The sequence below is a fragment of the Streptomyces sp. NPDC055815 genome (assembly GCF_053616475.1).
Window position 1 is genome coordinate 24,451 of record NZ_JBSHDU010000017.1, and the last position, 18,719, is coordinate 43,169.

At 73.3% G+C, this 18,719-nt stretch carries 18 protein-coding genes and 1 pseudogene; 3 read left to right on the forward strand and 16 right to left on the reverse strand.

The genetic code is table 11. From position 1 onward, the window contains the following. Positions 1–107: 107 nt before the first annotated feature. A pseudogene (locus ACWGN5_RS13835) lies at positions 108–263 on the reverse strand (cupin); the annotation flags it as partial. A 274-nt stretch (positions 264–537) separates the two neighbouring features. Here ACWGN5_RS13835 and ACWGN5_RS13840 point away from each other — a divergent pair. Continuing rightward, positions 538–2,085, forward strand: coding sequence for a FadD3 family acyl-CoA ligase (locus tag ACWGN5_RS13840; protein WP_453514464.1), 1,548 nt, complete (start codon positions 538–540; stop codon positions 2,083–2,085). A 13-nt stretch (positions 2,086–2,098) separates the two neighbouring features. Next, positions 2,099–3,712: a flavin-containing monooxygenase gene (locus ACWGN5_RS13845; RefSeq protein ID WP_453514467.1), complete on the forward strand. Its 1,614-nt coding sequence runs from the start codon at positions 2,099–2,101 to the stop codon at positions 3,710–3,712. A 67-nt stretch (positions 3,713–3,779) separates the two neighbouring features. Here the strand turns inward: ACWGN5_RS13845 and ACWGN5_RS13850 are convergent, their stop codons facing one another. From ACWGN5_RS13850 to hsaA (ACWGN5_RS13895), 10 genes are all read right to left on the reverse strand, one after another. Then, positions 3,780–4,697: an alpha/beta hydrolase gene (locus tag ACWGN5_RS13850; RefSeq protein ID WP_453514469.1), complete on the reverse strand. Its 918-nt coding sequence runs from the start codon at positions 4,695–4,697 to the stop codon at positions 3,780–3,782. Positions 4,698–4,782: 85 nt separating this feature from the next. Continuing rightward, complete coding sequence (locus ACWGN5_RS13855; RefSeq protein ID WP_453514471.1) at positions 4,783–5,547, reverse strand: glucose 1-dehydrogenase; 765 nt, start codon at positions 5,545–5,547, stop codon at positions 4,783–4,785. Continuing rightward, positions 5,547–6,317, reverse strand: coding sequence for a glucose 1-dehydrogenase (locus ACWGN5_RS13860; RefSeq protein ID WP_453514473.1), 771 nt, complete (start codon positions 6,315–6,317; stop codon positions 5,547–5,549). Before ACWGN5_RS13860 ends, ACWGN5_RS13855 begins: the two co-directional genes overlap by 1 nt. Before the next feature lie 8 nt (positions 6,318–6,325). Beyond that, positions 6,326–8,005, reverse strand: a complete 1,680-nt coding sequence (locus ACWGN5_RS13865) for an FAD-dependent oxidoreductase (protein ID WP_453514476.1) — start codon at positions 8,003–8,005, stop codon at positions 6,326–6,328. Positions 8,006–8,240: 235 nt separating this feature from the next. Beyond that, positions 8,241–9,110, reverse strand: coding sequence for a MaoC/PaaZ C-terminal domain-containing protein (locus tag ACWGN5_RS13870; RefSeq protein ID WP_453514479.1), 870 nt, complete (start codon positions 9,108–9,110; stop codon positions 8,241–8,243). Then, positions 9,110–9,598, reverse strand: coding sequence for a flavin reductase family protein (locus ACWGN5_RS13875; RefSeq protein ID WP_453514481.1), 489 nt, complete (start codon positions 9,596–9,598; stop codon positions 9,110–9,112). The genes ACWGN5_RS13870 and ACWGN5_RS13875 overlap by 1 nt, the downstream gene beginning before the upstream one ends. Further along, on the reverse strand, positions 9,586–10,479 hold the full coding sequence (locus ACWGN5_RS13880; RefSeq protein WP_453514483.1) for a VOC family protein: 894 nt from the start codon (positions 10,477–10,479) through the stop codon (positions 9,586–9,588). The genes ACWGN5_RS13875 and ACWGN5_RS13880 overlap by 13 nt, the downstream gene beginning before the upstream one ends. 43 nt (positions 10,480–10,522) lie before the next feature. Continuing rightward, positions 10,523–11,392, reverse strand: coding sequence for a 4,5:9,10-diseco-3-hydroxy-5,9,17-trioxoandrosta-1(10),2-diene-4-oate hydrolase (hsaD, locus tag ACWGN5_RS13885; protein ID WP_453514485.1), 870 nt, complete (start codon positions 11,390–11,392; stop codon positions 10,523–10,525). 12 nt (positions 11,393–11,404) lie between these two features. Then, positions 11,405–12,571: a 3-hydroxy-9,10-secoandrosta-1,3,5(10)-triene-9,17-dione monooxygenase oxygenase subunit gene (gene hsaA / locus ACWGN5_RS13890; RefSeq protein WP_453514487.1), complete on the reverse strand. Its 1,167-nt coding sequence runs from the start codon at positions 12,569–12,571 to the stop codon at positions 11,405–11,407. A gap of 118 nt (positions 12,572–12,689) precedes the next feature. Then, the gene (gene hsaA / locus ACWGN5_RS13895) at positions 12,690–13,859 is read right to left on the reverse strand and encodes a 3-hydroxy-9,10-secoandrosta-1,3,5(10)-triene-9,17-dione monooxygenase oxygenase subunit (RefSeq protein WP_453514489.1); all 1,170 of its coding nucleotides are present in this window, start codon (positions 13,857–13,859) and stop codon (positions 12,690–12,692) included. Between the two features lie 181 nt (positions 13,860–14,040). Here hsaA (ACWGN5_RS13895) and ACWGN5_RS13900 point away from each other — a divergent pair, with 181 nt between their 5' ends. Continuing rightward, positions 14,041–14,922 (forward strand): IclR family transcriptional regulator, encoded by an 882-nt coding sequence (locus ACWGN5_RS13900; RefSeq protein ID WP_453514491.1) that lies wholly within the window; start codon positions 14,041–14,043, stop codon positions 14,920–14,922. On the opposite strand, the gene ACWGN5_RS13905 is transcribed toward ACWGN5_RS13900, so the two are convergent. The 5 genes from ACWGN5_RS13905 to ACWGN5_RS13925 all read right to left on the reverse strand — a co-directional run bounded on the left by ACWGN5_RS13905 (position 14,906) and on the right by ACWGN5_RS13925 (position 18,714). After that, the gene (locus ACWGN5_RS13905; RefSeq protein ID WP_453514493.1) at positions 14,906–15,352 is read right to left on the reverse strand and encodes an SRPBCC family protein; all 447 of its coding nucleotides are present in this window, start codon (positions 15,350–15,352) and stop codon (positions 14,906–14,908) included. The two genes, ACWGN5_RS13900 and ACWGN5_RS13905, sit on opposite strands and share 17 nt — an antisense overlap. A gap of 125 nt (positions 15,353–15,477) precedes the next feature. Beyond that, on the reverse strand, positions 15,478–16,254 hold the full coding sequence (locus ACWGN5_RS13910; protein ID WP_453514496.1) for an SDR family oxidoreductase: 777 nt from the start codon (positions 16,252–16,254) through the stop codon (positions 15,478–15,480). A gap of 22 nt (positions 16,255–16,276) precedes the next feature. Further along, positions 16,277–17,323 (reverse strand): 2Fe-2S iron-sulfur cluster-binding protein, encoded by a 1,047-nt coding sequence (locus ACWGN5_RS13915; RefSeq protein ID WP_453514498.1) that lies wholly within the window; start codon positions 17,321–17,323, stop codon positions 16,277–16,279. Next, the gene (locus ACWGN5_RS13920) at positions 17,316–17,558 is read right to left on the reverse strand and encodes a ferredoxin (protein WP_453514500.1); all 243 of its coding nucleotides are present in this window, start codon (positions 17,556–17,558) and stop codon (positions 17,316–17,318) included. Before ACWGN5_RS13920 ends, ACWGN5_RS13915 begins: the two co-directional genes overlap by 8 nt. A 1-nt stretch (position 17,559) precedes the next feature. Further along, on the reverse strand, positions 17,560–18,714 hold the full coding sequence (locus tag ACWGN5_RS13925; RefSeq protein WP_453514502.1) for a Rieske 2Fe-2S domain-containing protein: 1,155 nt from the start codon (positions 18,712–18,714) through the stop codon (positions 17,560–17,562). Between the last annotated feature and the right edge of the window lie 5 nt (positions 18,715–18,719).

Here is an 18,719-nt window from a genome sequence, read left to right on the forward strand (position 1 = left end):
CGGGGCGCCCCGGGCCGGCCCGGGCGCTCACCCGGCCCGGCCCGCCCCGGGGCGCGCCGCCCGGGCGGGTGGGGGCCGGCCCCCCCGGCGGCGGGGCCACCTGTCGATCAGTCGGTGTCGGTGCGCTTCGCGAGGCGGGTGCCCCGGCGGAGGGTGACCGACATCAGGTCACTGGGGGCGTCCAGTTCCGGCCGGTGCCAGCGGCCGCGGAGAACGATCACCGCCGCGCCCGCGGCCAGCCGCACCATGTCGGCCGCCGTGCCGGTGCGGTGGGCGGCGACGGTGGCGAGGGCGGCCAGGCCGATGGATCCGCCGAGTTGGCGGGAGCTGTCCATCAGCCCCGACGCCATCCCGGCCTCACGGGGCTCGCCGGCCGCTGACCGGCACGCCTCCGGCTGTCCTGCCGCACACCTTCCCGGTGAGCGGGAACCGGCCCCTGCGCCGGGACGCCCCTCCCTGACAGGCTCCCCTCCGCTGTGGTTCCACCGCCCGCGCCCCGCCCGGGGGGACGGGGCAGCAGGGAGGACGTGACAGATCATGAGGGGCGCGCAGACCATCGCCAGGCTCGCGGACTGGGCCGCGGAGCGGTACGGGGATGAGGAGGCCCTCGTCTTCGGCGAGGAGCGCTGGACGTTCGCGGAGCTGCGCGACCGGGTCGACCGGCTGGCCCGCGCGGTGATCGCGCAAGGGGTGCGCCCGGGCGACTCGGTCGCCGTGTGGGCGCCCAACAGCGCGCGCTGGGTGGTGGCCGCGCTCGGCGCGGTGGCGGCCGGCGCGGTGCTGGTCCCGGTGAACACCCGCTACAAGGCGGCCGAGGCCGCCGACATCCTGCGCCGCTCCCGTACCCGGCTGCTCTTCACCGAGCACGACTTCCTGGGTACGGACTACCGGGCGCTGCTCGCGAACTCGGGGGAGGAACTCCCGCTCCTGGAGCGGACGGTGACCCTGCACTCCGCGGACTGGGCGGGCTTCCTGTCGGGGGCGGACCGGGTGAGCGGCGAGGAGCGGCACGCCCGTACCGGAACCGTGCGCCCCGCCGACACCGCCGACATCCTCTTCACCTCCGGCACCACCGGCCGCCCCAAGGGCGTGCCCACCACCCACGGCCAGAACCTGCGCGTGTACGACGCCTGGGCCCGCACGGTCATCCTCCGGCGCGGCGACCGCTACCTCCTCGTCAACCCGTTCTTCCACACCTTCGGCTACAAGGCCGGCATCCTCGCCTGTCTCCTGCACGGGGCGACGATCGTCCCGGAGCGGGTCTTCGACGCCGACGCCGTCCTCGGCCGGATGCAGGACGAGCGCATCTCCGTACTGACCGGCGCGCCGACGGTCTTCACCTCGCTCATCCACCACCCGGAGCGCGCCGCGTACGACCTGAGCGCGATGCGGATGGCGGTGACGGGCGCGGCGAACATCCCCACGGCGCTCATCGAGGAGATCAGGACGTCCCTCGGCGCGCGGAGCGTCAACACCGCCTACGGGCTGACCGAGTCGACGGGCGTGGTCGCGATCTGCCCGCCGCACGAGCCCCCGGAGACCCTGGCCCGCACCTCCGGGACCGCCCTGGAGGGCACGGAGCTGCGCGTCGACGCCCCGCCCGGGGAGCCCGGCGAGATCCTCACCCGCGGCTACCACGTGATGCACGGCTACCTCGACGACCCCGAGGCCACCGCCCGCGCCGTCGACGCGGACGGCTGGCTGCACACCGGGGACGTCGGGGTGCTCGACGAGCGCGGTTTCCTGCGGATCACCGACCGGCTGAAGGACATGTTCGTCGTGGGCGGGTTCAACGTGTACCCGGCGGAGGTGGAGCAGGTGCTGCGCGGCCACCCGGCCGTCCTGGAGGCGGCGGTCGTCGGCGCCCCCGACGCCCGGCTCGGCGAGGTCGGCGTCGCGTACCTCGTACCGGCCGCCGGGGCGCCGCTCGACGCGGCCGAGCTGACCTCGTACACGCGGGAGCGGCTGGCCAACTTCAAGGTCCCGCGCGCCTTCCACGTCCTCCCGGCCCTCCCCCACAACGCGGCGGGCAAGGTCGACAAGAAGGCCCTGCAGCGGTCGGCGGAGCACACCACCACCCGATGAGGAGAGCCCCAACGTGAACGACAGCAAGAGCCAGTCCGTCGACGTAGTCGTCATCGGAGCCGGCGTCACCGGTCTGTACGCCGTGCACAAGCTGCGCGGTCTCGGCCACACCGTGCGCGGCTTCGAGCGCGGGGACGACGTGGGCGGCGTCTGGTACTGGAACCGCTACCCCGGCGCCCGCTGCGACGTGGAGTCCGTGGACTACTCGTACTCCTTCGACGAGGAGCTGCAGCAGGAGTGGGACTGGAGCGAGAAGTACGCGACGCAGCCGGAGATCATCCGCTATCTGCGCCATGTCGCCGACCGCTTCGACCTGCGCCGCAGCTACACCTTCGGCACCTCGGTGACCTCGGCCGAGCTCGACGAGGAGACGCTGCGCTGGACGGTCCGTACGGACGGCGGCGAGGTCGTGTCCGCCCGGTTCTGCGTGTTCGCCGTCGGCTGCCTCTCCAGCACCCACCTGCCGGACATCCCGGGCGCCGGAGAGTTCACCGGCGCCACGTACCACACCGGCGCCTGGCCGCACGAGGGCGTGGACTTCGAGGGACTGCGCGTCGGGGTGATCGGCACCGGCTCCTCCGGCATCCAGGCCATCCCGCTGATCGCCGAGCAGGCGGCGCACCTCACGGTCTTCCAGCGCAGCGCCAACTTCAGCATCCCGGCAGGCAACAAGCCCCTGGACGACGCGACGCGCCGCCGGCAGAAGGCCGGCTACGCCGAGCGGCGGCGCCTGTCGCGGCTCAGCGGCGGCGGCTCGCCGCACGCCGCGCACCCGTCGGCGACGTTCGAGGTGTCCCCGGAGGAGCGGCGGGCCGCGTTCGAGGAGCGCTGGGAGCTGGGCGGTGTCCTGTACTCGAAGACGTTCCCCGACCAGCTCGTCGACCGCGCCGCCAACGAGGAGGCGCGCGCGTTCTGGGAGGAGAAGGTCCGGGCGCTCATCGACGACCCGGCCACCGCCGATCTGCTCGTCCCCACGGACCATCCGATCGGCACGAAGCGGATCGTCACCGACTCGCACTACTACGAGACGTTCAACCGTGCCGACGTCGAGCTGGTGAGCCTGCGGGAGAACGCGATCGAACGGATCGACGCCACCGGGATCGTCCTTGCCGACGGCACCCGGGTGGAGCTCGACGCGATCGTGTTCGCGACCGGGTTCGACGCGATGACCGGCGCCGTCGACCGGGTGGACATCCGGGGGCGGGGCGGCCGGAGCCTGAAGGACGTCTGGAGCGGGGGTCCCCGCACCTATCTCGGCCTGGGCGTCGAAGGCTTCCCGAACCTGTTCCACCTCACCGGCGCCGGCAGCCCGTCCGTCATGGCCAACGTCGTGCTCTGCGCCGAGCAGCACGGCGACTGGCTCGGCGACTGTCTGCGCCATCTGGACGAGCACGGCTACCGCGCGATCGAGGCGAGCGAGGAGGCCGTCGAGCAGTGGGTCGCGCAGTGCCGCGACCGGGCCGCGGCCACGCTGTTCCCGGCGGCGAACTCCTGGTACCTGGGCGCCAACATCCCGGGGAAGCCGCGGGTGTTCATGCCGTTCATCGGTGGCTTCGGGGTGTACGGGGAGATCATCGCGGACGTCGCGGCCTCGGGGTACAAGGGGTTCACGCTGATACGCGGCTGAGCGCGGGCCGTCACGTGACAGCGCCCCGCCTCCACCGGATCCGGTGGGGGCGGGGCGCTCACGTGCGTCATGCGCCTGGGTGCAGTGCCGTGCGCAGGGCGGCGAAGGCGGTCTCGCGGGCCTCGGCCGCGGGGGGCAGGGCGCCCGCCATGGAGAGGAAGCCGTGGAACATCCCGGCGTGGTGGTGGGTCTCCACGGGAACGCCCGCGGCGGTGAGCGCTTCCGCGTACGCCAGGCCGTCGTCCCGCAGCGGGTCGAAGCCGGCGGTGACGAGCTGGGCCGGTGGGAGCCCGGACAGGTCGGCGCCCGCGAGGGGTGCCGCGTAGGGGCTGGTGCGGTGGGCGGGGGACTGCAGATAGCCGTCCCAGTACCAGCGCAGGTGGTCGGCGGTGAGGAAGTAGCCCTGGGCGTTCTCGCGGTGCGAGGGGCGGGAGCGCGTGGGGTCGAGCATCGGATAGTAGAGCGCCTGGCAGGTGATCCCGGGGCCGCCCCGGTCGCGGGCGAGCAGGGTGAGGACGGTCGCGAGGTTGCCCCCCGCGCTGTCCCCCGCGACGGCGATCCGCCGGCCGGGGAACGTCGCCGCCGCCCAGACGAGGGCCGTGTAGGCGTCCTCGGGGGCGGCGGGGAAGGGGTGCTCGGGGGCGCGGCGGTAGTCGACGGAGACGACGATCGCCCCCGTGGCGAGGGCGAGGGAGCGGCAGAAGGGGTCGTGGCTGTCGAGGTCGCAGAGGACGAAGCCGCCCCCGTGACAGAACACGATCACGGGGGCGGTCGCGTGGACGGCCGGGTCGTAGACGCGGACGGGGACGCCGGCGGCGTCCTCGTCCGTGACGCGGGCGACCGGGGGCGGGGGGACGGCCGGCCGGGGGCGGGCGGCGAAGAAGGCGCGGACCTCGGCGATGTCCGTCATCTCGGTCGCCAGCGGCGGGAATCCGGCGGTCGCCAGGTCGATGACGGCCTGGACTTCGGGGTCGGGTCGGGTCACGCGTCGGTTCCCTTCGGGGATCGGGTCACGGCGTCGGTTCCCTTCGGGGGTCGGGGCACGGCGTCCGTTCCGTTCGGGGGTCGGTTCACGGCGTCCCCTCCTTTCGGGTGAGGGCCGGCATGCGGCCCGCCGACGCGCCGCCGTCGACGGCGAGTTCGGCGCCGGAGAGATAGGAGGAGTCGTCGGAGGCGAGGAAGGCGACGAGGCGGGCGACCTCCTCGGGCTCCCCCACCCGGCCGAGGGGCGCGGCGGGGTGCTCCTTGGTGCCCAGGTGGGCGGTCATCGCGGTGGTGATGGCGCCCGGGTGGACGGAGTTGACCCTGATGCCGTCCGGGCCGAGTTCGAGCGCGGCTGTCTTCGTCAGGCCGCGCAGTCCCCATTTCGCCGCTCCGTACGCGCCGTGGCCCCAGATGCCCTGGAGCCCGGCCTGCGAGGAGATGTTGACGATGGAACCGCCGCCGTTCTCCTTCATCGCCCCGGCGACGGCGCGGATGCCGAGGAACGGGCCGATCAGGTCGACGCGGAGGATCGCCTCCAGGCGGGCCGGGTCCTCCTCGGTGATGGGCGAGGTGGAGTAGATGGCGGCGTTGTTGACGAGGACGTCGAGCCGGCCGAAGGCGTCCAGGGCGGTGGCCACGGCTGCCGCCCAGGAGTGCTCGTCGGTCACGTCGTGGCGTACGAAACGGGCGGCGGCGCCGAGGGAGGCGGCCGTCGCCTCTCCCTCCGTCTCCAGGACGTCGGTGAGGACGACCTTCGCGCCGAGGGAGGCGAAGAGGCGGGCCTCGGCCTCGCCCATGCCACGGGCCGCGCCGGTGACCAGCGCGACCTTTCCTGTCAGATCGACGGGCATCAGCGGTTCTCCTCGGTCGCTCGCAGGGTGGGGCCGGTCGTCCAGCCGCCGTCGACGGCCAGTTCGGCGCCGGTGACGTACGAGGCGGCGTCGGAGAGCAGGAAGGCGACCGCCCGCGCGATCTCCTGGGGCTCGCCGACCCGGCCCATCGGTGTGTCCGGGTACTTCCCCTCGCCGCGCTCGATGCCCACATGGGCGGTCATCGGGGTGTGGATCATGCCGGGGTGGACGGAGTTGACGCGGATCCGGTCGGCGCCGAGCTCCACCGCGCCGAGCTTGGTGAGCCCGCGCACGCCCCACTTGGCGGCGCCGTAGCCGGCGGTCCTGGCCAGGCCAATGAGGCCGGCGGCGGAGGAGATGTTGACGATGGAGCCGCCGCCGCTGAGCCGCATGGCGGGGATCACGGCCCGCATGCCGAGGAAGACGCCGGTGAGGTTGATGTCCAGGACCTGGCGGAAGGCCTCCGCCGTCTGCTCCTCCAGGAGGTGCGAACCACCCGAGATTCCGGCGTTGTTGACGAGGCCGTCCACCCGTCCGAAGGTGGCGGCGGCGTGCGCGACGACCTCGCGCCAGTCGTCCTCGGAGGTGACGTCGTGGCGGAGGAAGCGGGCGTGGCCGCCGAGCTTCTCGGCGGCGGCCCGGCCCTCCTCCTCCCGCACGTCGGTGAGGACGACCCGGGCGCCGGACTCGACGGCCACTCGGGCGACCTCCGCGCCGATCCCCCGCGCCCCGCCGGTGATGATCACCGTCCTGCCCCGGAGGTCCGTCACCGGGGCGTTCACCGCGCCTCGGCGGAGCGCGTACGGGCGATGTGGTCGACGGCGAGCCAGCTGAAGGTCATGGCGGGGCCGATGGTCGCGCCGGGTCCGGGGTAGGTCTCGCCCATGACGGCGGACGAGACGTTGCCGGAGGCGTACAGGCCGTCGATGGCGCCGCCGTCCTCCCGCAGCACGCGGCCCGTCGCGTCGGTGACCAGGCCGCCCTTGGTGCCGATGTCGCCCGGGTGGACGGGGATCGCGTAGTACGGGCCCTTGTCCAGCGGCGCCAGGTTGGGGTTGGGCAGGGTCGGGTCGCCGTAGTAGCGGTCGTAGACGCTCTCGCCGCGGCGGAAGTCCTCGTCGCGGCCGGCGCGGGCGAAGCCGTTGAAGCGGTCCACGGTGGCGCGCAGCCGCTCCGGGGCGACCTCGATGCGGGCGGCGAGCTCCTCGACGGTCGCGGCCTTCTTCACGAAGCCGCTCTCCAGCCACGGCTTGGGGAACGCCTGGCCCGGGAACAGGCCCATGAAGATGTAGCGGGCCTTGGCGGTGGCGTCGAGGATCAGCCAGGACGGCACCGTGCTCGCCCCGGGCTCGTCGTGCGCGTACATGGCGTCGACGAACTCGTGGTACGGGGCTGCCTCGTTGGCGTAACGCTCCCCCGCCTGGTTCACGATCACCATGCCGGGGATGCCTCGGTCGGCGACGAGGAAGAACGGCTTCCCCTCGGGCGGCACCACCGAAGGCGCGCCCCAGACCTTGTCCATCAGGTCGGTCGCCGCGCCGAGGGCCACGGCCGGTTCCAGGGCGTCGCCGGTCTGCCCCTCGGCCGCGGAACTCCAGGCGGTGGAGGTGGGTGCCGGGAGGTGCTTCTCGCGGAGCCGCTGGTCGTGGGAGAAGCCGCCGGAGGCGAGGACGACGCCGCCCTTCGCGCGGACGGTGAGCTCGCGGCCGTCCCGGGTGATCCGGACGCCGGTGACGCGGCCGTCCTCCTCGACGAGGCCGGTCAGCGGGGCGGAGAGCCACAGGTCGGCGCCGAGGGCGTCGAGGGAGTGCCGCATGCGGGCGATCAGCGCCTCGCCGAGCGAGAGCAGTTCCTGGCCGGAGAGCCGGGCCCTGACCGCCTGGGCGCCGACCTTGACGGCGGTGCGGCGGCCGGCCCAGGTGCGGCCCACCATGTTGAGCTGCCGGAAGTCCTTGGAGGTGATGGTGAGGCCGTACGTGGGGAGTCCGGCGCGGCGCATGGTGGCGCGCTGCTCGGAGGGAAGCTTCTTGAAGTCGAAGATCTGCGGTTCGATCGAACGGCCCTGCGGGTAGCCGCCGAGCCGCTCCGGGTAGTAGTCGGAGTAGCCGGGGGTGTAGACGAACCTGACGTCCGTGCGGTCGTGGAACTCCCGCACCATGCGCGGTCCGTGGGTGACGTAGGCGTCCTTGCGCTCGGCGGTGACCCGGTCGCCGACCGTGGCGTCCAGGTAGGCGCGGGCCTTCTCGGGGGTGTCGCCGAGGCCGGCCTCGTCCAGGTGGAAGTTGTCCGGGACCCAGATCGCGCCACCGGACAGGGCGGTCGAGCCGCCGTAGACGTCGGTCTTCTCCAGCACCAGGGCGGTCAGTCCGCGCAGCCGGGCGGTGAGGGCCGCGGCCATGCCGGCGGCGCCGGAGCCGACGACCACCACGTCGTAGGTGTGGTCCCACTGGTCGTTCATACGAGTCTCCCTGGTCGTATCAGGTGGGTCGGCGGCCGGGGCGGGCCGTCCTCCGCCCCGACCGCCGGGTCATCGCGCGCGGTGATCCGCGCGGGGGTTCGACGCGCGGTGATGCCGCGCGCCGGTTCAACGGGCTGTTCCGCGCGTCGGTTCAACGGGCGGTGACGCCGCGCGCCGGTTCAGCCCGCGGTGACGCCGCGCGCCGGGTCAGCGGGCGGTGACGCCGCGCGCCGGGTCAGCGGGCGGTGATCCGCGCGTCGGTGAGGACCGGCGCGTCCGCGCGGTCCGCCGCCGTGGCCGTCAGGCGGTAGCCGTCGGCCGTGTCCCAGACGCGCAGCCGCAGGGTCTCGCCGGGGAAGAAGACCCCGGCGAAGCGGGTGCGGCAGCCGGCGACCGCGGCGGCGTCGCCGTCGAGCAGGCGGTCGGTGACCGCCTTGACCGCCATCCCGAAGGAGCAGAGCCCGTGCAGGATGGGGCGGTCGTGGCCCGCGCGACGGGCGGTGGCGGGGTCGGCGTGCAGCGGGTTCCAGTCGCCGGTGAGCCGGTAGAGCAGGGCCTGCTGGCGGAGCGTCGGGATCTCGGTCACCAGGTCGGGCTCGCGGTCGGGGACCGGGAGGCGCTCGGAGGGGCCGCGGTCGCCGCCGAAGCCCCCCTCCCCGTGGACGAAGATCTGGTTCCGCTGGGTGAGCAGCGGCTCGCCGTCCTCGCCGAGGAGGGTGGACTCCTGCACGATGACCGCGGCCTTGCCCTTGTCGTGCACCGCCGCGGCCCGGGTCACGGCGGTCGCCCGGGCGGCCGCGGGCAGCGGGCGGTGCACGGTGATCTCCTGGCCGCCGTGCAGCACCTTCGCCAGGTCGATGTCGACGCCCGGCAGGTCGAAGACCTGGAAGCCGACGCCGCCGGTGCCGCCGGCGACGACCCCGAAGGTGGGCAGGACCTGGAGGCCCCGCTCGTGCCGCTCGTACACGTAGCGCAGTTCGCGCGGATCGGTCTCGGGGACCCCGGCGCCGAGCGCCAGGTGGTAGAGCCGTACGTCGCGCTCGTCCCACTCGACCTCGGTGCGCACCGGCGGCGCGGAGAGCGCCTTCTCGACGTCGATGGGCATCAGAACGCGCCCACGGCGTAGCGGCTGCGGAAGAAGAGCAGCGGCCGGCCGTCCTCGCCGGCGTCGAGCGCCACCACCTGCGCGGTGACCAGGTGGTGGTCCCCCGCCTCGTACACGGCGTCGAGTACGCACTCCACGTGGGCGAGGGCTCCCTCGACGCGGACGGTGCCGTGCTCGCCGGTGCTCCAGGGCACCCCGGCGAACTTGTCGGGGCCGCTGCGGCCGAGGGCGGCGCAGGTGGCCTGCTGGTCCTCGGCGAGGATGTTGACGCAGAAGCGGCCCGAGCGCTCGATCCTCGGCCAGCTGGTGGAGTTCTTGCCGACGGCCAGCATGACGAGCGGCGGGTCGAGGGAGAGCGAGGCGAAGGACTGGCAGGCGAACCCGACGGGCTCCCCGGTGTCGGCGTCGAGGCTCGCCACCACCGTGATGCCGCTGGCGAAGCGGCCGAGGACGTCCCGAAACTCGGAGGGCGGGATCAGCCGTTCCACTGGTGGCCCCAGAAGCTGTCGGCGGTGATCTCCTTCGCGACCCAGGTGGCGGGGTCGACGACGAGGCCGTCCCAGCCGTACTCGACCTGGAAGCCGCCGGGGGCCTGGGCGTAGAAGGACACCATGCGGTCGTTGGTGTGGCGGCCGAGGCTGGACGCGATGGGGATGCCGGCGGCGTGCATGCGGTCGAGGCCCCGGCCCACGTCGTCGAGGGTCTCCAGCTCCACCATGAAGTGCACGATGCCGGGCGGCAGGGCGCCGGGGTAGAGGCCCAGGCTGTGGTGGCGGCGGTTGGGGCTGAGGAAGTGCATCCAGTGGAAGTCCCGCTGCTCGGTGGCGGTCGGGACGGCCTGCGGGGGCAGCTTCATCGAGTCGCGCAGCTGGAAGCCGAGCAGGTTCTCGTAGAAGTCGAGCGCGGCCTCGATGTCCGGCACCGGGAGGACGACATGGCCGAGGCCGAGGTCGCCGGTGACGAAGCGGTTGCCGTACGGGGTGCCGAGCGCGCTGTGGTCCTGGGCCTGACCCCAGTAGATCTCCAGCGGGTTGCCGCCGGGGTCGGTGACGTGGATCAGGCCCTGGACGCGGCGCTCGGCGAGTTCGGCGGGGTCGGCGGCCTTGACGGCGACGCCGGCCGCCTCCAGCCGCTCGGCGGCGTCGGCGAGTGCGGCGGCGTTCGCCACCTCCCAGCCGGCCGCGAGGAGCCGGTCGCTCTCGCCGGCCTGGATGACGATGCGGTAGGCGCGGTCGTCCAGGCGGAGGCAGAGGGTGTCCTCGGTGGTGCCGGTCGCCTCCACCATGCCGAGGACGTCGAGGGCGTAGCGGCGCCACTCGTCCAGGGTGGTGGTCTCCAGGCGGAGGTAGCCGAGAGCACGGATGTCCATGGTGTGCACCTCTTCGGTGGAAGGTTCGGAAGGCTCGGAAGGTTCAGTGGGAGAAGAAGTCGACGGCGAGCCGGTTGAACTCGTCGGCCTGCTCGGTCTGCGCCCAGTGGCCGCAGTGCGGGAAGACGTGCAGCCGCGCGTCCGGGATGGTCTTGAGGGCGACGAGCGCGCCGTCGAGGGGGTTGACGCGGTCCTCGCGGCCCCAGGTGAGCAGCACCGGCTGGGTGATCCGGTGGGCCTCGCGCCAGAGCATCGTGGCCTCGGTCCAGGCCGGGTTGGCGAAGGAGGCGCCCATCCGGGCGCTGCCGAGCCGGGTGTCGGGGTCGGTGGCGGAGGCCCAGCGTTCCTCGACGAGCTCGTCGGTGACGATCGACTGGTCGTACGCCATGACGCCGAGGAAGCCGCGCAGTTGGTCCTTGGTCGGCTCGGGTGAGGAGTTGAACGCGAAGAGCCGCTTGATGCCCTCGGTCGGGTCGGGGGCGAAGAGGTTGACGGAGACCCCGCCGGGGCCCATCAGGAGGAGCTTGGCGACCTTGTCCGGGTGGTTCAGGGCCATCCGGACGGCGGTGCCGCCGCCGAGGGAGTTGCCGATGAAGTGCGCCCGGTCGACGCCCAGTTCGTCCATGAGGGCGGCGACGGCGTCCGCGCTGTAGCTGAAGTAGTCCTGGTCGAGCTCCGGCTTGTCCGAGCGGCCGAAGCAGGGCTGGTCGACGAGGAGCGTGCGGAAGTGCTCGGCGAACACCGGGAGGTTGCGGCCGAAGTTGCTCCAGCCGGAGGCGCCGGGCCCGCCACCGTGCAGCATGATCACCACGGGGGCCTCGGGCCGGCCGGCGGGCGCGGCCTCGTGGTGGTGGAGGGTGAGCCCGGCCGCCTTGACGGTGCGGGAGGTCGACTCGTACGTGAGCTCTGCCATCGTCAGCGCCTCTCAGGCCATGGTGTCTTGGATGTCGATGCCGAGCGCGCTCTGCCCGTACATGACCAGCGCCCGCTCGGGGTCGTTGGCGGCGTGGCCGCGGCCGGTGTGGGCGTCGCGCCAGGCGCGCTGGACGAGGCCGGGGCCGGTGCGCATGGCGCTGCCGCCCGAGTTCTCCATCAGCAGGTCGACGGCCGCGACGGAGCGTTCGGTGGCGAGCACCTGGTCGCGGCGGGTGCGGGTGCGCAGCTCCATCGGGATCTCCTCGCCGCGCTCGGCGAGGGCGTACATCTCGCCCATGTTGCGGGTCAGTTGCAGCCAGCTCGCGTCGATGTCGCTTGCGGCGCGGGCGATGCGGACCTGCGCGAAGGGGTCCTCGGCGGCCTTCTGCCCGTACGAGACGCGGAACCGCTGCCGGGTGGCCTCGGCGTACGACTCGAAGGCGCCCTCGGCGATGCCGACGATCGGGGTGGAGATGGTGGTGGTGAACACGCCCGCGTACGGCAGCCGGTACAGCGGCTCGGGGTTGACCTCGTGGCCGGGCACGCTCAGGGCGGTGACGGGGCCGAAGCTCAGGGCGCGGTGGTCGGGGACGAAGACGTCCTCGACGACGACGTCGTTGCTGCCGGTGCCGCGCAGGCCGACGGTGTCCCAGACGTCGTCGATCCGGTAGTCGGACCGGGGGACGAGGAAGGTGCGCATGTCGACCGGGTTGCCCTCGCCGTCGGTGACGAGGCAGCCGAGGAGCGCCCAGCGGGCGTGGTCGCAGCCGGAGGAGAAGTGCCAGCGGCCGGAGAGCCGGAAGCCGCCGTCGGCGGCGGTGGCCTTGCCGGTGGGGGCGTACGAGGAGGCGATGCGGGTCTTGGGGTCCTGGCCCCACACCTCCTGCTGGGCGCGGGGGTCGAACAGGGCGACGTGCCAGGGGTGGACGCCGACCACGGAGGCGACCCAGCCGGTCGATCCGCACGCCTTGGCGATCTCCTTGACCGCCGAGTAGAAGACCACCGGGTCGGCCGCGCGGCCGCCGAAGGCCTTGGGCTGGAGCAGCTGGAAGAAGCCCGTGTCCTCGAGTTCCTTGACGGAGGTGTCGGGCACGCGGCGCAGCGTCTCGGCCTCGGCCGCGCGGTCGCGCAGGGCGGGGGCGAGGTCACGGATCGCTGCCAGGACGTCATCGGCCATGGGGCATCCCCTTTCGGGTCGTGGTGGGGGAATGCCAGGACCGTACGGCGTGCCGTACGGCAGCGAAATGCGCTGCTCCCACTGAGCGGGAACCCCCGCGCGGGAAGCTTCCGCGGGGTCAGAGCATGGGGTCGTGGACGTCCATGCCGAGGGCGTCCTGGGCGTAGAGGACCAGGGCCCGGTCCACGTCGTTGGCGGCCTGGCCTCGGCCGGTGTGCAGGTCGCGCCAGGCCCGCTGGAGGACGTCGTCGCCGACGCGCAGCGGGCCGCGGCCGGCGTTCTCCATGAGGAGGTCCACGGCGGTGAGGGCGCGTTCGGTGGCGAGGGCCTGGTCGCGGCGGGTGCGGGCGCGCAGTTCCATGGGGATCGGGGCGCCGGCGCGGGCGAGCGCGGAGAGGTCGGCCATGTTGCGGTGGAGCTGGAGCCGGGCGGCGTCGATCTCGCCGGCGGCGCGGGCGATGCGGACCTGCGCGAAGGGGTCCTCGGCGGCGCTGCGGCCGTGCGGGGTCTTCAGGCGCTCGCGGGCCGCGGCGACCTGGTCCTCGTGGGCGCCCTCGGCGATGCCGACCATCGCGGTGGAGATGGCGGTGGTGAAGACGGCGGCGTACGGCAGCCGGTACAGGGGCTCCGGGTGGACGTCCTGCCCCGGGCAGCTGAGCGTGGTCACCGGGCCGTAGCCGAGCGTCCGGTGGGCGGGGACGAAGGCGTCCTCGACGAGGATGTCGTTGCTGCCGCTGCCGCGCAGGCCGACGGTGTCCCACACGTCGTCGACGGAGTAGTCGGAGCGGGGGACGAGGAAGGTCAGCATGTCGACCGGCCGGCCCTCGTCGTCGTCGACGACGCCGCCGAGCAGGGCCCAGCGGGCGTGGTCGCAGCCGGCCGAGAAGTGCCACCGGCCGGAGAGCCGGAAGCCGCCGTCGACGCGGGTGACCTCCCCGGTGGGGGCGTGGGAGGAGCAGATGCGGGTGGCTCCGTCGGCGCCCCAGACCTCCTCCTGGGCGCGGGGGTCGAACTGGGCCACGTACCAGGGGTGGACGCCGAGGAGCGCCGCCGCCCAGCCGGTGGAGCCGCACGCCTTGGCGATCTCGTGCACGGCGGCGTAGAAGACGGCCGGGTCGGCGGCGAGTCCGCCGTACGCGCCGGGCCGGAGCAGCCGGAAGAAGCCGGCCTCCTCCAGTTCTCCGACGGAGGCGTCGGGCAGCCGGCGCCGTTCCTCCGCCTCGGCGGCGCGGTCGCGCAGGGCGGGGGCGAGGGCGCGGACCGCCGCGAGGACGTCCTGTTCGCGCATGGGCGCACCTCTTGCATTCCGGTCTCGTCGTGCCGTGACGACAGGGAACCTACGCGTTACTGTTCCGAGACGGAACTCCCTCTTCACAGCGCTGTCATCCTCTGGCAATCTCCACGCAATACCGGAGATTACGGACCTGGCCTGGGGTCGATCGGCTGTGTTGTCCGTGTGGGAGGTGCCGATGACGACCAGTGCTGTCGAGGCTGTCGAGGCCGGGATGGCGCCGCTGTCCCTGCTGGAGAAGGCGGCGAAGGTGCTGAGCGCCTTCGAGAGCGCGGGGCCCCGGCTGACCCTCACCGAGGTCGTGCAGCGTTCGGGCATCCGCCGCTCCTCGGCGCACCGCATCCTCGACCAGCTGGTGCAGCTGCGCTGGCTGGAGCGCGAGGGCCGGGACTACCGGCTCGGCATGGGCATGCTGGAGCTCGGCGCGATGGCCTCGCACCACAACCGGCTCCGCAGGGCGGCCCTGCCCCATCTGCACGCGCTGCACGAGTCCACCGGCCATCTGGTGCACCTCACCGTGCTCGACGGCTCCGAGGTGGTCTATCTGGAGCGGATCGGCGGCTCGGACGACTCCGTCGTGCCCTCGCGCATGGGCGGACGGCAGCCGGCGTACTGCACGGCCTCGGGGAAGGCGATCCTGGCGTTCGGCGACGCGGGGCCGGTGGAGCAGGTGATCAGGGACGGGCTGCGGCCGCGTACCCCGCGCACCCTCACCCGCCCCGAGTCCTTCCGCCGGGAGCTGGCGATGACGCGGGAGCGCGGTGTGGCCTTCGACCACGAGGAGGGCTACCGGGGAGTGTTCTGCGTGGCCGCTCCGCTGCGCGGCGCGGGCCGGGCGATCGCCGCGATCTCGGTGAGCGGCCACGGCGTCCACCGCGAGATGGAACGGCTCTCACCGGCCGTGCGCGGCTGCGCCCGCTCGGTGTGGCAGTCGATGTTCGGGCCGGGCCGGCAGTCGGAGAAGCGGGACCGGCCGGCCGGTGCGGAGTCCGGCGTGGGGCTCCCGCAGCCCTCGATGGACAACATGATGGCCTGGCTGCGGTTCAGCGAGTGGATGTGAAGCGCGCCCGCAGGGCGGCGAGCCCGGTGCCGTAGGTGCCGTCCCCGAAGACCGCCTCCACCTGGGCGACGACCTCGTCCGTGCTCCGGTAGGCGGCGGACCACCGGACCTCGGCACCGTCGGGGTGCGGGCGCACGGCGAGCGTCGCCACATAGTCCCGGACCGGGAGCATGACGGGGTCGAGGAGGGCGTAGCGGTACGAGCGGGCGGTCGCGTCGCGGTCGAGCAGTCGCTCCCGGGCGACGGCCACGCCGTCGACCGCGAAGACCCGCACGGTGCCGGGCGTGGCGGGGTCGCCGCCGTCCTCGAGGGTGGACGGCGGCACGTGGGGGTGCCAGTCGGCGAGGGCGCCGAAGTCTCCGACGACCGCCCACACGGCGTCGGGGGTGGCCGGGAGGACGGCGGAGCGTTCGAGCGTACGGGGGTTCACGGGCGTCTCCTTGTGACGAATCGAGCTCTGGGTACGAGCAGGGGTGCAGCCGCGGCGACGGGTACGGGTGTGCGCCTGGGGGCACACCCGTCAGGGATGCCCCCAGGCGCACGGTTCCGGTGTGTTCACCAGGTGCTGTCACCGCGCAGGACCGCGTCCGCGCCCCCGTCGGCGAAGACGGTCTGCCCGGTCACCAGGGTGTTCTCGGGCGAGGCCAGCCACGCGATCAGCGGGGCGATCTGCTCGGGGCGGGCGTGGCCGTGCAGGGGCATGGGCACGCTCCGCTCGACGAGCCCCCGCATCTCCGGATCGTCGAGCAGCGGCCGCGTCAGAGGAGTGACGACCACGCCGGGGGCGACGGCGTTGAGCGGGACGCCCGCGCCGGCCCAGGCGTCGGTGGGCGCGGCGCGGCGTATCCAGCGGGAGATCGCCGCCTTCGACGAGGAGTAGACGAGGTGGCCCTCGCCCCGGTCGGCGGCCGCCCGGGAGGCGGCCACGGCCGCCGGCTCGTCCCCGGCGAGCGCGGCGTCCACGATCGCCGGGTCGGTCGGATGGACCGAGTCGATGGATCCGACGACCACGGCCCGCGGATCGGTGCCGGCCGCGAGGAGCGGGCGGAGACCGTCGAGGGTGGCCACGGCACCGAAGTGGTTGACCTTGATCGTGACGGGGTCGAAGTGGGCGACCCCCGCGCAGGCGACGACGGCGTCGAGCCGGCCGCCGGTCAGTTCGCGGGCGCGGGCGACGAGTTCGGTCCGGCCCTCGGCCGTGGACAGGTCGGCGCGGATGTCGCCCTCGGTGAGGTCGGCGCCGATGACGGTGTGGCCCTGCTTGCGCAGGAGGGTCACGGTGGCCTCGCCGATGCCGGAGGCCGCTCCGGTGACCAGGCAGGTGCGGGACATGACGGTCTCCTCGTCGGACGTGTCAGGAGTAGGTGATCTCGACCCGGTCGGTCAGGGGCAGGGCCTGGCAGGCCAGGACGTATCCGTCGGCGATGTCCTGGTCGTCCAGGACGTCGTTGCGGAGCATCTTGACCTCGCCCGCCACGACACGGCAGGTGCAGGCGCTGCAGGCGCCCTCCCGGCAGGAGTACGGGGCGTCCACGCCCGCCGCCAGGAGCACGTCGAGCAGGGGTGCCGCCGCCGGCCAGGCGACGGTGTGGGTCTCGCCGTCGAGCTCGACCTCGGCCGTGCCGCCGCCCTCGGCCGCGGTGCCGCTCGGCGCCGCGGGGGCGTCGAAGACGTCCGCGCCGAGGGAGAAGAACCGCTCCCGGTGGATGCGGTCGCCGGGCGCTCCGAGCGACCGCAGGGCCTGTTCGACGGCGTCCATGAGCGGCTGCGGGCCGCAGACGAAGGCCTCGCGGCCGGCGTACGGGGCGAGGGCGGCGGCCAGCAGTTCCACGGCGGGCAGCCCCTGGAGCGACTCCAGCCAGTGGATGACGAGGAGGCGGTCCGGGTGGTCCTCGGTCAGCTCCCGCAGTTCGTCGCGGAAGATGACCGAGGACTCGTCGCGGTTGGCGTACAGCAGCACCACCCGGCCACGGCCCCCGGTCAGGGCCGACTTGGCGATCGACAGGACCGGGGTGATGCCGCTGCCCCCGGCGACGAGCAGGAGGTCGTGGTCGAGGGAGCCGGGGGTGAAGGTGCCGGCGGGCGGCAGCACCTCGAGGTCGTCGCCCGCCGTGAGCCGGTCGCAGACCCAGTTGGAGCCGTACCCGCCGGCGACCCGTTTGACGGTGATCTTCAGGGGCTCGCCGGTGTGGGGCGAGCTGGCGAGGGAGTAGCAGCGGGCGGCCGGCCTCCCGTCCGCGCCGGGCAGTTTCAGGGTGAGGAACTGCCCGGGGCGGTACGTGAAGCGGTCGGCGCTCTCCGGTGGTGCCTGGAGCACCAGGGAGTACGCGTCGGCCGTCTCGGCGATCACCTCGACGACGCGCAGCCGGTGGGTACGGGCCCCGGTGGTGGGCTCAGGCATCGAGGGCCTCCAGGGTGCTCACCGTCAGGGTCCCGTCCTCGACCGCGCGGTCGATGCTCGCCCGCAGGGCCCGGCAGGTCCGCATCCGCGCGGTGGTCCCGCCGGGGCCGACCCGGTCCCGGAACTCCGCGCAGGCGACGGCCGCGTCGGCCGTCCACTGCACGGAGGTGTGGGCGACGCTGAACTTCTCGCACAGGACCTGGTTGCCGCAGGCCGCGCACTCCACCGCTCGCATGTCAGGCTCCGGTTCCGGTCTCCGCCGCGCGGCGCGCCAGGTTCTCCTCGACCTCGGCGCGCCATGCCGCGTTGGCGCGCTGGGTGTCGATCTCGAACTCGAAGCGGCGGGTCATCTCGTCCTTGACGTCGGCGACGTCCACGTAGAACTGCTCGTACCAGCGCCGGAGCTGGTAGACGGGGCCGTCCTCCTCGGTGAGCAGGGGGTTGTCGATCCGGGTCTTGTTCTGCCAGATCTCCACGTCCTGCTCGAAGCCGACGGTGGCTCCCTCGGCGGTGAGCCGTGCGGCCTCGGCGGCCTGTTCGTCGGTCATCCCGGGGAGTCGCTTCACGATCGCCCCGTACTGGAGCAGGAAGCTGTTCGCGTCGATCGGGTAGTGGCAGTTGATCAGGACGATCTCCATCTCCGCGCCGCCGCCGACGTCGCTGTAGAGCTGGTCGATCATGTAGGAGGGGCCGAAGTAGGAGGCGTCGGAGCGCAGGCGGCCGGAGCTGAGGGTGCCCAGTTCCATGTCCCCGCGGGGGCTGCTCTCCATGTACTGGGTGGCGACGTGGCCGTCGAAGACGTTCTTGAAGTACTCGGGGAACGCGTAGTGGACGTAGTAGAAGTGCGCCATGTCCACGACGTTGTCGACGATCTCGCGGCAGTTGGCGCCCTCGACCCGGAGGGTCTTCCAGGTCCAGTCGCTCCACTGGTCGGCGTCCGGGCCGTGGATGCCCGCGATCTCGGGGACGGTCACCTCGGGGGGCGGCGGGTTGCCCTCGGGGTCGTTCCAGACGAAGAGCTGCTTGTTGCGCTCCAGGGAGATCCAGGCGCGGGTCCTGGCGCGCGGCGGGACGCGGCGGGCGTACGGGATGCCGGCGCACCGGCCGTTGCCCGACCAGCGCCAGTCGTGGAAGGGGCAGGCGACGGCGTCGCCCTTGACGGTGCCCTGGGCGAGGTTGCCGCCCATGTGCGGACAGTAGGCGTTCAGGACGTGCAGCTGCCCGTCGTCCTCTCCCTGGAAGACCACCAGCTTGGTGCCGAAGGCCTCGATCTCGTGCGGCTTTCCGTCCTTGAAGGTCTCGGCGAGGCCGAGGCAGTGCCAGCCCCGGGCGAAGCGCGTCGGCGGCCTGCCCGTCTCGATGACCCTGACCTCGTCGTTGAGAGCAGTCATCTCGT

Coding starts and splice junctions, on each gene's coding strand:
- ACWGN5_RS13910 (WP_453514496.1), bottom strand. CDS start 16,254: ATGTCCCGCACCTGCCTGGTCACCGGAGCGGCCTCCGGCATCGGCGAG.
- ACWGN5_RS13880 (WP_453514483.1), bottom strand. CDS start 10,479: ATGGACATCCGTGCTCTCGGCTACCTCCGCCTGGAGACCACCACCCTG.
- ACWGN5_RS13870 (WP_453514479.1), bottom strand. CDS start 9,110: ATGCCCATCGACGTCGAGAAGGCGCTCTCCGCGCCGCCGGTGCGCACC.
- hsaD (WP_453514485.1), bottom strand. CDS start 11,392: ATGGCAGAGCTCACGTACGAGTCGACCTCCCGCACCGTCAAGGCGGCC.
- ACWGN5_RS13900 (WP_453514491.1), top strand. CDS start 14,041: ATGACGACCAGTGCTGTCGAGGCTGTCGAGGCCGGGATGGCGCCGCTG.
- ACWGN5_RS13840 (WP_453514464.1), top strand. CDS start 538: ATGAGGGGCGCGCAGACCATCGCCAGGCTCGCGGACTGGGCCGCGGAG.
- hsaA (WP_453514487.1), bottom strand. CDS start 12,571: ATGGCCGATGACGTCCTGGCAGCGATCCGTGACCTCGCCCCCGCCCTG.
- ACWGN5_RS13865 (WP_453514476.1), bottom strand. CDS start 8,005: ATGAACGACCAGTGGGACCACACCTACGACGTGGTGGTCGTCGGCTCC.
- ACWGN5_RS13855 (WP_453514471.1), bottom strand. CDS start 5,547: ATGCCCGTCGATCTGACAGGAAAGGTCGCGCTGGTCACCGGCGCGGCC.
- hsaA (WP_453514489.1), bottom strand. CDS start 13,859: ATGCGCGAACAGGACGTCCTCGCGGCGGTCCGCGCCCTCGCCCCCGCC.
- ACWGN5_RS13925 (WP_453514502.1), bottom strand. CDS start 18,714: ATGACTGCTCTCAACGACGAGGTCAGGGTCATCGAGACGGGCAGGCCG.
- ACWGN5_RS13920 (WP_453514500.1), bottom strand. CDS start 17,558: ATGCGAGCGGTGGAGTGCGCGGCCTGCGGCAACCAGGTCCTGTGCGAG.
- ACWGN5_RS13915 (WP_453514498.1), bottom strand. CDS start 17,323: ATGCCTGAGCCCACCACCGGGGCCCGTACCCACCGGCTGCGCGTCGTC.